The 15,038-nt window shown below is 73.7% G+C and carries 9 protein-coding genes; 7 read left to right on the forward strand and 2 right to left on the reverse strand.

Annotated elements, in window-relative coordinates:
* Positions 1 to 197: 197 nt before the first annotated feature.
* Together GXB85_RS15290 and GXB85_RS15295 are read right to left on the reverse strand one after the other, a co-directional pair.
* Positions 198 to 1,454: a glycoside hydrolase family 68 protein gene (locus GXB85_RS15290; protein ID WP_370524277.1), complete on the reverse strand. Its 1,257-nt coding sequence runs from the start codon at positions 1,452 to 1,454 to the stop codon at positions 198 to 200.
* Positions 1,455 to 1,885: 431 nt separating this feature from the next.
* Positions 1,886 to 2,962, reverse strand: a complete 1,077-nt coding sequence (locus tag GXB85_RS15295; RefSeq protein ID WP_370524278.1) for a LacI family DNA-binding transcriptional regulator — start codon at positions 2,960 to 2,962, stop codon at positions 1,886 to 1,888.
* Between the two features lie 216 nt (positions 2,963 to 3,178).
* On the opposite strand from GXB85_RS15295, the gene GXB85_RS15300 reads away from it, so the two are divergent.
* The 7 genes from GXB85_RS15300 to GXB85_RS15330 all read left to right on the forward strand — a co-directional run bounded on the left by GXB85_RS15300 (position 3,179) and on the right by GXB85_RS15330 (position 14,998).
* On the forward strand, positions 3,179 to 4,345 hold the full coding sequence (locus GXB85_RS15300; RefSeq protein ID WP_370524279.1) for a LacI family DNA-binding transcriptional regulator: 1,167 nt from the start codon (positions 3,179 to 3,181) through the stop codon (positions 4,343 to 4,345).
* A gap of 135 nt (positions 4,346 to 4,480) precedes the next feature.
* Positions 4,481 to 5,734, forward strand: a complete 1,254-nt coding sequence (locus tag GXB85_RS15305; protein ID WP_161918530.1) for a sugar ABC transporter substrate-binding protein — start codon at positions 4,481 to 4,483, stop codon at positions 5,732 to 5,734.
* A gap of 1 nt (position 5,735) precedes the next feature.
* The gene (locus tag GXB85_RS15310; RefSeq protein WP_161918531.1) at positions 5,736 to 6,767 is read left to right on the forward strand and encodes a carbohydrate ABC transporter permease; all 1,032 of its coding nucleotides are present in this window, start codon (positions 5,736 to 5,738) and stop codon (positions 6,765 to 6,767) included.
* Positions 6,764 to 7,672 carry a carbohydrate ABC transporter permease gene (locus GXB85_RS15315; RefSeq protein ID WP_161918532.1) on the forward strand — a complete coding sequence of 303 codons (909 nt, stop codon included), beginning with the start codon at positions 6,764 to 6,766 and terminating at the stop codon, positions 7,670 to 7,672. Before GXB85_RS15310 ends, GXB85_RS15315 begins: the two co-directional genes overlap by 4 nt.
* The gene (locus GXB85_RS15320; RefSeq protein ID WP_161918533.1) at positions 7,669 to 11,112 is read left to right on the forward strand and encodes a hypothetical protein; all 3,444 of its coding nucleotides are present in this window, start codon (positions 7,669 to 7,671) and stop codon (positions 11,110 to 11,112) included. Before GXB85_RS15315 ends, GXB85_RS15320 begins: the two co-directional genes overlap by 4 nt.
* Positions 11,109 to 13,370, forward strand: coding sequence for a glycoside hydrolase family 3 N-terminal domain-containing protein (locus GXB85_RS15325; protein WP_161918534.1), 2,262 nt, complete (start codon positions 11,109 to 11,111; stop codon positions 13,368 to 13,370). The genes GXB85_RS15320 and GXB85_RS15325 overlap by 4 nt, the downstream gene beginning before the upstream one ends.
* A 23-nt stretch (positions 13,371 to 13,393) precedes the next feature.
* The gene (locus tag GXB85_RS15330) at positions 13,394 to 14,998 is read left to right on the forward strand and encodes a glucoamylase family protein (RefSeq protein WP_237728318.1); all 1,605 of its coding nucleotides are present in this window, start codon (positions 13,394 to 13,396) and stop codon (positions 14,996 to 14,998) included.
* Positions 14,999 to 15,038 lie beyond the last annotated feature (40 nt).

The raw sequence follows: 15,038 nt of genomic DNA on the forward strand, positions 1-15,038 counted from the left end.
TCGGCGTGGGGGGTGGGGGGGGCGTCGTGGTGGGGGGGCGGGGGGGGGGGGGGGGGGGGGGGGGGGGGGGGGGGGGGGGGGGGGCGGCGGGGGGGGGGCGGGGGGGGGGGGGGGGGGGGGGGGGGGCAGCGGGCCCCCGGCCCCGCCCCTACGGTCGTCCGTGGGACGAGCCTCCGCGACGGAGCTCGTCCGCCGGGTCAGGGAACCGACCGGTTGGCCGGGATGTACCCGTACGGGAGCTCGGCGACGAGCTCGGAGGTCCTGGCCGCACCGTCGAGCTCGATCTCGAGGGTGGGCGCGAGGGTGCCTCCGTAGCGGACACCACCGTCGGCGGTGGGCACGGTGTCGATGAAGCTCTCGACCAGCAGGTTGGGCATCACGTAGTCCGAGTAGTTCTGCAGCGGTGCGTCCTGCGGGTTGCCGAGAACGAGGGCACTCCCGTTGAGCGGCTTGTAGTCGCTGCGGAGCCCGGCTCCGACGAACCCGTAGAGACCGTCCGGTCCCCACAGGCCCGGTGCGAAGGTGAACTCGTGGCTGATGGTCCACAGGTAGTAGCGGCCTTCGTGCACCACGAGGTGCGGGCGCTCGGTCTGCTGGTTCACGCACTCCGCTGAGAGGAGCGGCGGCATGAGCCGCCAGCTCGTGAAGTCCGAGCCGCGGTTGAGGCGCAGGAGCCCGATGTTGCCTGTGTAGTACCGGGCGTCGTCCGGCACCACGTGGCCCGGTGGGACGCGGCCGATCTCCTTGCGGTCGCACCTGTGCGAACCGGCCACACCTCCGTTGTTCCCCTCGAACAGGGCGTAGATCTGGCGGTCCGTCGGGTCGCGGAAGACGAACGGGTCGCGGAAGGCGTAGATGATCGGTCCGCTCTCGGACTGCTCGAGCGTCTGGTAGAGCCTGCCGTCCGCCTCGGCGATGATCGTGTGGTCCTCGAAGCCTGTGAACCACACCCCGTCGTCGTCGGCGTGGATGCGGCCCTCGGCGTGCGCGAGCCGCTGGAGGGCGTCGGTGGGATCGATGCCGCCGTCGTCCCGCCCGGAGGCCGTGTAGAACGCGTGGACGTCGTCGTCCTCGGTGATGACGGTCGAGCCGGCCCACTCCCGCGAACCGAAGGACGAGTCGGCGGGGAACAGCTCTCCGCCGTAGGTCCAGCTCTGCGCGTCCTGGGAGTAGAAGTACCCGATCCGGGCCTGCCAGTGCCGGTCCCCGAAGAAGATGTCTCGGGGTGCCACCAGCGAGAAGATGATGTTCCATCCCTCGTACGCCACGGGCTCCATGTCGAGATCTGTCAGCGGCCAGGTGTCCCAGACCCAGACCTCCTCGGTCATGAGCGGGAAGTCCTCGGGGATCCGTGGCTTGGTGTTGCTGTCGTCCGGCGCGATCTTGAGCGCGTCGGCGCGGGTCCAGTTGGCGACATAGGTCGAACCCGGGTGGAAGACGGCCTTCGTCTCCACGCCACCCTTACCCCGGTCCGGGGTGAGGTCCGGCCGGTCGACTGCCGCGGACGGCAGCTGCAGCGCAGCGATCATCGTCACGGCACACACGGCGCCCAGCGCGCCTCGTACAGCTCTTCTCATCGTTCTGTCCCCCAGAGTCCTGCGCGGGCGGCGGCGCGGCACGGCCGCACTGCCGTCACGCTTCGACCGCGCTGACACCGATGTCAGCGCAGAACCATGCAGCCGGTCGCCACCGGCGTGAGGAGCTTCCTGCGTCGGGGAGCCCCCGAGAGGCGGCACCGAGGTGCCGTCCTCAACTGAACACCTATGGGTGAACTTCGCGCAAGACTCTTGTGCAGTTGACCATGACTGGGCTAGTGCCGCCGTGCGCCACGGGGCCTGCGGGCAACGTGGACAACGTTGTCCCATCGCTGGGCGGACATCACAGGTCAGAGTGCACTGACGATCGCGGGCCGAGGCATGATCTCGCCCGAGCCGCGCACGACGAGTCGCGTCGGCAGGAGGGTCTCGGCCGGGGGGAGGTGGGGCTCCTCGAGGCGCGCGAACACCCGCTCGGCTGCCGTGCGGCCGATCGCCACAGGGTCCTGCGCGACCACGGTGACCGCGGGGTCCAGGAGGTCGGCGAGATCGAAGTCGTCGAAACCCACCACGGCGACATCGTGGTGCAGCCCGAGGGAGCGAAGGGCCCGGATCGCTCCGATGGTCACGAGGTTCTGGCTCGTGAACAGTGCCGTGGGTGGTTCGGGGGCGCGGAGCAGTCGCTGCACGGCCTCGAAGGCGTCATCGACCGAGCGGAGGTTCTCGACGACGAGCGCAGGGTCCACCGGCGCCCCGGCGGTCCGCATCGCCAGCAGGTAGCCGTTCCGCCGGTCGCGTGCCGTGGCGATCGTCGTCAGGTCGCCGAGGAAGGCGATCCGCCGATGGCCCCGCCGCAGCAGGTGGGCCGTGGCGCCGCGGGCCCCCGCCGTGTTGTCGACGAGCACGGTGTCGACCGTGAGGTTGACGGGCGGACGGTCGACGAGCACGATCGGCGTCCCGGCATCGACCTCGGGCTGGAGGTAGTCCTGCGGTGCGCATGCGGTCGAGATGATCAGCCCGTCGACCCGCCGCGCGGTGAAGGCTGCGACGAGGGCACGCTCGCGCTCCGGGCTCTCATCGGTGCTCGCCGAGAACACGGCCACGGCCCGGGAGTGCGCGACGTCCTCGACGGCACGGTGGATCGAGGCGCAGAACGGGTTGTCGACGCTCGCCAGCACCAGCCCAAGGCTGCGGGACCGCCGACCGGTACGCCTCAGGTTGCCGGCGATGAGGTCGGGCTGGAAGCTCAGCTCCAGAGCAGCGGCCTTGACCCGCTCGCTCATCGCGACCGATACCCCGGTCTCACCGTTGACCACGCGGGAGACGGTCTTGATGCTGACGCCCGCGAGCGCGGCGACGTCGCGCATGGTCGCGCGCGGTCGCGCACGTGGTGCGGGGGCCTCGTCGCGACGGGGTGCGGTGCTCACCGGCTCGCCCTCCCGCGCCAGTCGGTGTCGGGGGTGGATCGCTGGCGCCGCGGGTTGATCATACTTGTCCGGTCTCCTGCGGAACGTGCCGTCGCACCCGGACCGCGCGTGGGCGGGGCTGCGTGCGCGCGGGCATCGGACGGCGTGCGTGCGGACCCGCGGTGCGGGCGTGCCGGGGCGGGCGCGGTTCGAGGGCGTGGTGCGGAGCCTTGAGCTGTGAAGCGCTTAGGCTTCGACGCGGACGAGGAGGTGGGCATGGCGAAGCGGCCGACGGTGTACGACGTCGCGCAGGAGGCCGGCGTGTCCATCGCGACCGTGTCGTTCGCGTTCCGCCAGCCCGAGCGCGTGCGCGAGAGCACGCGCGCGGCGGTGCTCGAGGCCGCGCGTCGCCTCGGTTACGTGCCGAGCGCGAGCGCTCGGGGGCTCGCGCGCGGACGCACGGGTGCCCTCGGCCTGTACTCGTTCGACATGCTGCTCGAGGCCGACGGCACGAGCGGTGGCCGCCCCGTGCGCAGCGACCCCGGCGCGTACTTCGGTGGTGACGTGGCCGAGCGTGCGTTCGCGGACGACGCCGACGACGAGGACTTCCGCGTGTTCCCGCTCTACGTGGACGAGGTCCAGCGTGGGTTCGAGCTCGAGTGCGCCCGGCGGGGTCGGGCGCTGCTCATCGGCCGCGGCCCGGGCGGCGAGGACCGGGGGGTGATCGACGTCGCGAGCCGGGTCGACGGCCTCGCGGTGTTCCCCGGCGACCGCTCGGAGGAGATCCTCGACCAGCTCGCGCGCCGCCTGCCGGTGGTCGCGTTCGCGATGCCGTACGGCGAGGGGGCGCTGCACCACGTGCGCGTCGACAACGTGGGAGGTGCCCGGGACCTGACGGAGCACCTGATCACCGAGCACGGCGCCCGGCACGTCGAGTTCGTCGGGTCACCCGAGATGACGGACTACGCCGAGCGCTTCCAGGGCATGCGTGCGGCGCTGCGCGAGCGCGGCCTGCGCGTGCCCGAGCGGGTGCTCGACCCGACGCCCCTCGCGGCCGACGACCCGTTCCCGGTGGTGCGGGCGCTGAGCCGCACCGACGCGCTGCCCGACGCGCTCGTGTGCGCGAGCGACCAGCACGCGATGGACCTCATGACCGTGCTGCGTTCCGAGGGGCGCGACGTGCCGCGTGACGTCGCGGTGACCGGGTTCGACGGCGTGGTCGCGGGACGCCTGCACCGGCCGAGCCTCACCACCGCGCGGCAGCCGATGGAGGCGATGGGCCGGTTCGCCGTCGACGTGCTCATGGCGTCGCTCGCCGATCCCGACGCGCCGCCGGTGGACCGCACGCTCCCGGTGCGGCTGCTGCACCGCGAGTCCTGCGGCTGCCCCTCCCCGCACGCCTGACCTGGGCGGACGGCCGACGACGGCGTCCTGTGTTGCGGATCACTTTCTAAGCGCTTAAGGTGCCCACGGGACGGTAGTTAAGCGCATAGATGCGCGGCACCCCACCCCCGGGGGACTCGACGAGGAGGACATGCCATGAACAGGAACGTGCGGGTGGGCGCCGCGGCGCTCGCCATCACCGCTCTCGGGCTCGCTGGATGCGGGCGCGGCGACGCCGGAGACGGCGAGGCGGCGCCCGAGGAGGCCGCGGCCGTCGAGGAGGGCGCCGCGAGCGGCACCATCGAGGTGTGGGCCATGGGCACCGAGGGCGAGAACCTCGGCGCGTTCACCGACGCGTTCGCCGAGGAGAACCCCGACGTCGACGTCCAGGTGACCGCGATCCCGTGGGACGCGGCGCACGACAAGATCGCGACGGCGATCGCGGGCGGCCAGACGCCCGACGTCACGATGATCGGCACCACCTGGATGGGCGAGTTCGCCGCGACCGGTGCGCTCGACCCGACGCCCGACCTCATCGACGGCGACGCGTTCTTCGAGGGCGCGTGGGAGAGCACGAACGTGGGCGGCACCCACTACGGCGTGCCGTGGTACGTCGAGACGCGTGTGCTCTACCACCGCGCCGACCTCGAGTCGCCGACCGACTGGGCCGGGCTGACCGCCATGGCTGCCGACGCCCAGGCGGCCGGCGCCGAGTGGGGCGTCAACCTCCAGCCCGGTCAGACCGGCGCCTGGCAGACGTTCATGCCGTTCGCGTGGCAGGCCGGCGCCGAGATGACGAACGAGGACGGCACCGAGTTCACCATCGACAGCCCCGAGATGGTCGAGGCGCTCGCGTACTACCAGTCGTTCTTCACCGACGGGCTCGCGCCGACCGACCTGCCGCAGGGTTCGCTCGAGCCGTCGTTCATGGCCGGTGACATCGGCGCTTTCGTCTCGGGTCCGTGGCACGTGGGCATCCTCGAGGAGCTCGACGCCGCGGGGATGGCCGACGTCGCGCTCTCCCCGCTGCCCGCGGGCGAGGAGCAGGCCTCGTTCATCGGTGGAGCGAACCTCGCGGTGTTCGAGGACTCGGACAACCGTGACGCCGCGTGGAAGCTCGTCGAGTGGCTGAGCCGCCCCGAGACCCAGGTGGCCTGGTACGAGACGGTCAACGACCTGCCGTCGGTCGCCTCGGCGTGGGAGGACCCGGCGATCGCCGACGACGAGTACCTGGGCGTCTTCGGCGAGCAGCTCGAGACCGCCGTGGCGCCGCCCGCGATCCCCACGTGGGAGGAGGTCGCGAGCGTGATCGACACCGAGCTCGAGCGCCTCGCGAAGGCCGGGGCCGACCCGCAGGAGGTGGCGACCACCATCCAGCAGCAGGCCGAGGCCATCGGGACCGGTCTCTGACATGACCGCCCAGCCCGCGCTCCGACCCGGCGCACCCGCGCCGGGTCGGGGCACCCCCGACCAGCCGCGGCGGATCCGTACGCGCCCGCCCCTGTACCGCCGTCGGACGCGTGCGGCCTGGGGCTTCGCGCTGCCCTTCGTGCTGCTGTTCGTGACGTTCACGGCCGGCCCGGTGCTCATGTCGCTCGCGATGGCCGTGACGGACATCCGCAGCCGCGACCTGCGCAACCCCTTCGCGGTCGAGTTCGTCGGCCTCGAGAACTTCGTCGCCGTCGCTCAGGACCCGATGTTCCGCAAGGCCGCGGCGAACACCGCGTACTTCGTGCTCGTGGGCGTCCCGCTGACCCTCGCGGTCTCGCTCGCGGTCGCCGTGGTGCTCAACGCGGGGATCACGCGGCTGAAGACGTTCTTCCGTGTGGGCTACTACATGCCCGTCGTGACGAGCATCGTGGCGGTCGCGGTGGTGTGGCGGTTCCTGCTGCACCCCGACCAGGGCCTGCTCAACGAGGTGCTCGGCTGGTTCGGCATCGAGGGGCCCAACTGGCTCGCGAGCACCACCTGGGCCATGCCGGCCATGATCGCGATGGCCACGTGGCGCTCGATCGGCACCCTCATCATCATCTTCCTGGCCGGGCTCCAGGGCGTGCCGACGTCGCTGCACGAGGCCGCGGCGCTCGACGGCGCCAACGCCTGGCAGCGGTTCCGCTTCATCACGCTGCCGACCATGCGCCCCACGCTCCTGTTCGGCGCCGTCATCACGGGCATCGGCTACGTGCAGTTCTTCGAGGAGCCGTTCGTGATGACCCAGGGCGGGCCGCTCAACAGCACGCTCTCGGTCGCCTTCCACACCTACAACCAGTTCGGCTTCGGCAACTACGGCTACGCCGCCGCGATGAGCTACGTGCTCTTCCTGGCCGTCGTCGTGCTGACGCTGATCCAGTTCCGCCTGCTCGGCGAGCGCGACACCGTGCGCCGCCGCCGCTGGTGGCACCGCCGGCCCGCCGCCGTCGCGAGCAAGGAGATCGGACGATGAGCGCCCCGACGCGCACGCCCCTGCCGCCCACCGAGCCCCCGACGGACGCCCCTGGCCGCCCCCGGCGCACGCGCGAGCGGCCCATCGGCACCGCGCGGCCGCACCTCGCCGCCTACCTCGTGCTGGGCCTGGGCCTGGTCGTGGTGATGAGCCCGTTCGTGTGGATGGCGCTCGCGTCGGTCAAGAGCGAGGGCGAGATCCGCCGCGTGCCACCCACCTGGTGGCCCGAGGCGCCCACGCTCGAGAACTTCCGCGACCTGTTCGAGCGCCTCGACTTCCCGCAGTTCTTCACCAACTCGACCCTCGTGGCCGCGGCGGTGACGCTCGGGAACCTCGTGTTCTGCTCGATGCTCGGGTACGTCCTCGCCAAGAGCGACTTCGCGGGCAAGCAGCTGCTGTTCCGCGTGGTGCTCGGAACGCTGATGATCCCCGGCATGGTGACCCTGGTCCCGCTGTTCGTGCTGGTCGCGAACATGGGGCTGGTCAACACCTACGGGGGGCTGATCCTGCCGTTCCTCGCGGCGCCGTTCGGGGTGTTCCTCATGCGGCAGTTCTTCCTGGGCATCCCGGACGAGCTCATCGACGCGGCCCGCGTCGACGGGGCGAGCGAGGCCCGGATCTTCGTGCAGATCGTCGTGCCGCTCGCCAAGCCCGCGCTCGCGACGCTCGCGATCCTCACCTTCCTGGGCTCGTGGAACAACTTCCTGTGGCCCCTGGTGGTCGCGACCACCGAGGACAAGTACACGCTCCCGGTCGCGCTCGCGCTCTACAGCACGGGCCAGAACCAGACCGACTACGGGCTGCTGCTCGCGGGCGCCGTCGTGGTGGTGGTGCCCGTGCTGATCGTCTTCCTGCTGCTCCAGCGGTACTTCGTGCAGGGCATCGCGATGACGGGGATCAAGTGACGGCCGCGCACGCGAGGGGCCCGTGGCGGGTCGCCTCGTCGACGCTGCACGCGCTCGTGGTCGAGGGTGGTGGGCTCGCGTCGCTCACGGCCGGCGAGGTCGAGCTGGTGCAGCACGCGGCCTCGGCCTTCGAGCCCGGCCTGGTCCAGCTGTGGCTGCGCGAGGGTGCGGCGGGCACCGTGATCCCGTTGCTGGGCGCGGGCTCGCCGTCCCGGGTCACGGTGCACGACGACGGCGTCGGCTACGTGGGTGAGCACGCCGGCCTGCGCTGGGACGTGCGCTGGGTGCTGCACCCCGAGCGGTCCGCGTGGGCGTGGCACGTCGCGGTGACCGCGACCGGCGGACCCCGCGAGGTCGACCTGGTGCACGCGCACGACGTCGCGCTCGCGGCCCCGGGGGCCCTGCGCGCCAACGAGCTGTACGTGAGCCAGTACCTCGACGTGAGCCCGCTCGACCGCCCCACGGGCACCGCGCTCGCGGTGCGGCAGAACCTCGCGCAGGCGGGGCGCACGCCGTGGTGCGTGCTGGCGTGCGACGCCCGGGTGGCGGGCTGGGCCACGGACGCGCTCGACGTCCACGGTCTCGCGGCCCGCGCGGGTGCGCCGTCGGGCCCCACGGGCGACCTGCCCTCGCGCCGCCGTCAGCACGAGCACACGCTCGCGACGCTGCAGACCGAGCGCGTGCGGCTCGAGCCGGGGACACCGTGGCGCGTGACGTTCGCGGGGCTGCTCGTGGCGGACCACCCGGCCCCCACCACGCCCGATGACGCGACGTACGCACGCGAGGCGCTCGAGCTCGCGCACACGACGGCGGCCTGGGAGCCGCCGTCCGGGGCCGAGGCGCACGAGGCGCCGCGCAGCGTCTACACGGTGCGCACCGCGGCCCACGTCGCCCGCCCGGGGGCGGCGACCGCGGACGTGCGCGTGCGCGAGGTGCCGGACCTGACCGAGGCCGAGCTGCAAACGGGCTGGCCGGGCGAGTGGCGCGTGGTCGAGCGCGCCGACGACGGCAGGCTGCTCTCGTTCTTCGCGGGCGACGAGCACGTGGTCACGCGTGCCAAGGAGCTCGCTGTGCTGCGCCCGCACGGCACGATCCTGCGCACCGGCGACAGGGCCGAGCCCGATCCCGCGGGCCTCACGACCACCGCGTGGATGACCGGCTCGCCCGCGTCCTACCTGACCCGCGGCCACGCGACGAAGGGCCGCGTGCTCACGACCGTGCGGGGCTACCTCAACCTGCACCGCGCCTACGGGCTGCGTGTGCTGGTGGAGGACGGCGACGCGTGGCACCTGCTCGACCTGCCGCTCGTGCACGCGACCACGCTCGACGGCGCCCGCTGGGTGCACCGCCTCGGCGCTGGCGGCCCCCGCGTCGAGGTGCGCACGCACGTTCCCGCGGACGAGCACGTGGTGCGCCTGCGCGTCACGGTCGACGGCGCTCCACGACGCGTCCTCCTCGCGCTGCACCTGGCGACCCCGGACGAGCCGCTGCCCCCGCGCGGGTCGGAGCCTCCCGCGGTCGAGACCACGCCCGACGGCGTCGTCGTGCGGGTCGAGGCGGGGGGCGAGCCGCTGCTGCTCGCGGTGCGTGCGTCGACGCCGCTGCACGCGGGCGACGACGGCCCGCTGTTCGACGACGGCGTGTCGCGGCAGGGCGGTGTGGTCACGCTGACCACCGAGCCGGTCCCGGTGCTCGACCTCGAGCTGCAGGTCCACGAGCCGGGTGGCCCGGCCGTCGGTGCGGCGGTCGCCGCCGCAGGGCTGGCCGACGGGGCGCCCGACACCGCACCCGCGCACGGGCCGGACGGGCCCGCGTCCTCGTCGGCCTGGTGGCCCTCGGTCACCTCCCTGCGCGTCGAGGCCGACGGCCCGGCGCGCGCCGAGGTGGACGCGCTCGACGCGGCGCTGCCGTGGCTCGTGCGTGACGCCCTGGTCCACCACCTGTCGCCGCGCGGACTCGAGCAGTACACGGGCGGGGCGTGGGGCACGCGCGACGTGACCCAGGGTCCGCTCGAGCTGCTGCTCGCGCTCGACCGCACGGACGACGCGCGCACGCTGCTGCGCACGGTGCTCGCGGCGCAGTCCGACGACGGCTCGTGGCCCCAGGCCTTCGGGTTCGTGCCCGGCGACGAGGAGTTCCGCCACGAGCCGCCGCACGGCGACGTGGTGCACTGGCCCGTGCTCGCCGTCGGGCGGCTGCTGCTCGCCACGGCCGATGCGAGCCTGCTCGACGAGCAGGTGGGCTGGTTCGGCGGCGCGGCCCCGGCCTCGGTGCTCGAGCACCTGGACCGGGCCCTCGCACGTGCCCGTGCCGGCGCGCTGCCCGGGACGCACCTGGTCGCCTACGGCCACGGCGACTGGAACGACTCGCTCCAGCCCGCCGAGCCCGAGATGGCGACCACCCTGGTGAGCACGTGGACCGTGGTGCTCCACCACCAGGCGCTGCGCACGCTCGCCGACGGCCTGGAGGCGGCGGGCGGGCACGACGAGCGCGTCGCGCGCCTGCGCGCCGAGGCCGCCGAGGTCGCCGCCGACCTGCACCGCCACCTCGTCGTGGACGGCGAGCTCACGGGCTACGCGCAGCTCGAGCCCGCGGCCGACGGCGTGCGCGTGCGCCGGTACCTCGTCCACCCGCGCGACACCGAGACGGGGCTGCGCCGCGGTGCGCTCCAGATGATCCACGCGGTGGGCGACGGCGTGCTCGACCGCGCAGGGGCCGCGCACCACGTGGACCTCGTGCGCACGCACCTCATGGGGGTCGACGGCGTGCGCCTGTTCGACCGCCCGCCCGGCTACCACGGCGGGCAGATGCGGCACTTCCAGCGTGCGGAGACCGCGACGTTCGTGGGACGCGAGATCGGCCTCATGTACGTGCACGCGCACCTGCGCTGGTGCGAGGCGATGGCGCACTGGGGCGACCCGGAGGCGTTGTGGGCCGGGGTGCGGCAGGTCCTCGCGACGGACCCGACGCACGTGCCCGGCGCGCGCCGTCGGCAGGCCACCGCCTACGCGTCGAGCTCGGACGCCGCGGTGGCCGACAGGGCCGAGTTCGCGGCCCGGTACGGCGACGTGCTCACCGGCGCCACGGGACTCGAGGGTGGCTGGCGCATCTACTCGTCGGGTCCCGGCGTGCTGGTGCGTGTGCTGACGCAGTCGTTGCTCGGTGTGCGGCGCCGCGGTGCATCGGTCGAGATCGACCCCGTGCTGCCCGCACATCTCGACGGGCTGCGCGCGACGGTACCCCTCGACGGCCGCACGCTGCGGGTGCGCTACCGCGTCGGCGGTCGCGGCGTGGGCCCGACGGCGCTGCGGGTCGCGGGGCGCGACCTGCCCGCCCGGCGCGTCGAGCACCCGTACCGCACCGGGGGCCTCGTCGTCGCGCTCGCCGACCTCGCCGACGCGCTCGACGGCTCGCACGAGCTCGAGGTGAAGCTGCCGTGACCGCGCCCGCGCACCGCCCCTGGCTCGACCGGACGCTGCCCGTCGCCGAGCGCGTCGCGCTGCTGCGCGCGGCGATGACGCTCGAGGAGAAGGTCGGCCAGCTCGTCCAGGTCGCCAACCCCGACCCGGTGCGCGACGCCGACGCGCTCGCGGCCGGGGCCTTCGGCACGTGCATCGTGGCGAGCGGTGAGCACGCGGGGAACGTGCGCGACGCCGGCACGCAGGCCGAGGCCGTCAACGCGCTCCAGCGCGCCGCGGTCGAGTCCTCGCGGCTCGGCGTCCCGCTCGTGGTGGCGCGCGACGTCATCCACGGCCACCGCACGGTGTTCCCGATCCCGCTGGGCCAGGCGGCCTCGTTCGACGCCGACCTGGTGCGGGCGTGCGCCCGCGTCGCCGCACGCGAGGCGACGGCCGACGGCGTGCGCTGGACCTTCGCCCCGATGCTCGACGTGGCGCAGGACCCGCGCTGGGGCCGGGTCGCCGAGAGCTGGGGCGAGGACGCCTGGCTCGGCGCGCACCTGGGTGCGGCGGCGGTCGAGGGTTTTCAGGGTGCCGACGACGCAGGCCCACGGGGTGACGGGACCTTCGCCGCCGACGCGCTCGCGGCGTGCGCCAAGCACTACGTGGGCTACGGGCTCGCGCAGGGCGGACGCGACTACGCCGAGGTCGACGTGGGCCCGCGCACGCTGCAGAACCGTCACCTGCGCCCGTTCCGGGCCGCGGTCGACGCGGGCGTCGCGACCGTGATGAGCGCGTTCCACACCCTCGACACCGTGCCGATGACCGCTCACGAGGGCCTGCTGCGCGCGCACCTCAAGGGCGACCTGGGCTTCGCCGGCCCGGTGGTGAGCGACTGGGACGCCGTCGGCGAGCTCGTGCGGCACGGCGTCGCGCACGACACGCGCGAGGCCGCGTCCCTCGCGCTGCGGGCGGGGGTCGACGTCGACATGGTGACGGGCGCCTACGGCGGGCACCTGGCGGACCTCGTGCGCTCGGGCGAGGTGCCCGAGGAGCTGGTCGACGACGCCGTCGGGCGTGTGCTCGCGCTCAAGGTGCGGCTCGGTCTGCTCGACGACCCGTTCACCGACCCGGCGCGCGCGGCGCGCGTCCACCTGACGACCGAGCACCGCGCGCTCGCACGCCGGGCCGCGGCGAGCGCGGTGGTGCTGCTGCGCGACGACGACGGCGTGCTCCCGCTGCTCGCGCCCGACGGCACGGGTGCCCCCGCGCGCGTGCACGTCACCGGGCCGTTCGCGACGGCCCGGGCCGAGCTCTTCGGCACGTGGACCCTCGACGGCCGTGGCGAGGACGCCGTGCCGATCGCCGACGCGGTGCGCGAGCGCCTCGCGGGCACCGAGGTCACGGTCGACGACGGCCGTTGGCCCGATGCGGCGCTGGTCGCGGCACGCGAGGCCGACGTGGTGCTCGCGTGCGTCGGCGAGCACCCGATGCGCAGCGGCGAGGCCAACTCGGTGACGTCGCTCGAGCTGCCGCCCGGCCAGGTCGAGCAGCTCGAGGCGCTCGCACGCGTGAGCCGGCGGCTCGTCGTGGTGGTCGTGACGGGACGCCCGCTCGCCCTCGGCAGGCTCGCGCACCTGGGCGACGCGCTCGCGCTCGTGCCCCACCCCGGCGTCGAGGGCGGCCACGGCGTGGTCGACGTGCTCACGGGTGACGTGCCCGCGAGCGGCCGGCTGCCGTCGAGCATCCCGTGGGTCACCGGCCAGGTGCCGCTGCACCACGACCACCTGCCCACGGGTCGCCCGCTCGACCCGGGCGGGCCGGTGGGTCGGTACCGCGACCACCAGGACGGGCCGATGTACCCGTTCGGCTTCGGCCTCGGCTACGCGCCCGTCGAGTACGGCGCGCTCGAGCTCTCGTCCTCACGGCTCGAGCGCGAGGGGCGTGTCGCCGCGCGTGTGCGCGTCGCGAACCGCGGGGACCGGCCGACGGTCGAGACCGTCCAGCTCTACGCCCGCGCGCGGCGCGCCTCGGTCTCGCGACCCGTGAGCGAGCTCGTGGGCGTGCGGCGGGTCGAGCTCGCGCCGGGCGACGAGCGCGTCGTCTCGTTCGAGGTGGACCACGGCCTGCTCGCCCACCGCGACGCCGTCGGGCACACGTGCCACGAGGGCGGCCGGTTCGTCCTCACCGCCGGCCCGCACGCCGGGGCCGGGTCGAGCGCCGAGCTCGACGTCGTTCCCGCGCCTCACGGGCGTACCGCCGAGCCCGGGGAGGTGCCCACCCACTCGTCCGACCGATGACGTTCAGACGGAAGGAAGCACAGATGAGCATGCGCACACGCGCCGCCGGGCTCACCCTCGCGGCGCTCACCACCGTCGGGCTCGTGGCCGCGGGACCCGCGACCGCGGCCCCCGCGCCCAGCACCGGCGCACCGACCCACGGCTCGGGCTGGGGGCACCACCCCGGCAAGGACCACCCAGGCAAGGGCGACAAGGCCGAGCGGGCCGTGCTCATGGAGTACGCGCGCGACACGTGGGCCTCGTTCGAGGCCATGGCCCACCCGGACACGGGCCTGCCGTCCGACAACATCGACGGTGACCTCTCGGCCGACAGCCGCAGCGGGTACACCTCGCCGACCAACATCGGCGCCTACCTGTGGAGCACCGTGGTGGCGCGCGACCTGCGCCTGATCAGCCGGCACGAGGCGAAGGACCGGCTCGCGCAGACCCTCGCGAGCGTCGCGGGGCTCGAGCGGCACGAGGACTCGGGCATGTTCTACAACTGGTACGACGAGGCGACCGGCGAGAAGCTCACGGAGTTCCCGGGCTCGGGTGAGCGCATCTACCCGTTCCTGTCGAGCGTCGACAACGGCTGGCTCGCGACGGCGCTGGTGCTCGTGGGCAACGCCGAGCCACGGCTCGCACGCCAGGCGGCCGAGATCCGCGACACGATGGACTTCGGCTTCTACCACGACCCGCAGGTGCGTCAGCTGCGCGGCGGCTTCTGGGACGAGCAGCCGGCCGACCAGGCCGCCGTCGTGGACAACTACCGCGACCGCGGACCGGACGTCTGGTACACCGGTCACCACTACGGAACCCTCAACACCGAGCCGCGCATCGCGAGCTACCTGGGCATCGCGTGGGGCCAGATCCCGCCCGAGCACTACTTCTCGATGTTCCGGACCTTCCCCGACACGTGCGACTGGTCGTGGCCCGAGCAGAAGCCCGTGGGGGAGTGGACCGAGTACCTGGGCGTCGACGTGTTCGAGGGCGCCTACCGGTACCGCGACATGCAGCTCGTCCCCACGTGGGGTGGCTCGATGTTCGAGGCGCTCATGGTCGACCTGTTCGTGCCCGAGGCGCAGTGGGGGCCGAAGAGCTGGGGCGTCAACCACCCGCTCACGGTGCGCGCGCACATCGAGCACGGGCTCGACGAGGCCGGGTACGGCTACTGGGGCTTCTCGCCGGCGAGCAACCCCGAGGGCGGCTACCGCGAGTACGGCGTGGACGCGATCGGGATGGAGCCGAACGGCTACTCGTCGGACACCGAGCGCACGGTGACCGACCCGGGCTGGGACGACCCGGAGTGCGAGCGACCGGCGAGCGAGCCGGTCGAGTACGGCGACGGCGTGGTGACCCCGCACGCCTCGTTCCTCGCGCTGCCGTACGCCAAGGACGAGGCGCTCGAGAACCTCGCGAACATCCGCGCGGACTTCGACGCGTACGGCCCGGGAGGGTTCTACGACGCGGTGGCCGTGCGCAGCGGCACCGTGGCGCAGCGCTACCTGTCGCTCGACCAGGGGATGATCATGGCCGCACTCGGCAACGAGCTGAGCCGCGACAACGTGCGCAGGTACACCACCAGGGGTGACCTGAAGCGCGAGATCCGGCCGCTGCTGGCGATCGAGGAGTTCAACGCGGGCGGCTGAGCCGCCCGGGGTCGCAGCGCCCAGGTGCGGAAGGTCGCCC

The organism is Cellulomonas sp. APG4 (assembly GCF_009996735.1).
Lineage (GTDB): Bacteria > Actinomycetota > Actinomycetes > Actinomycetales > Cellulomonadaceae > Actinotalea.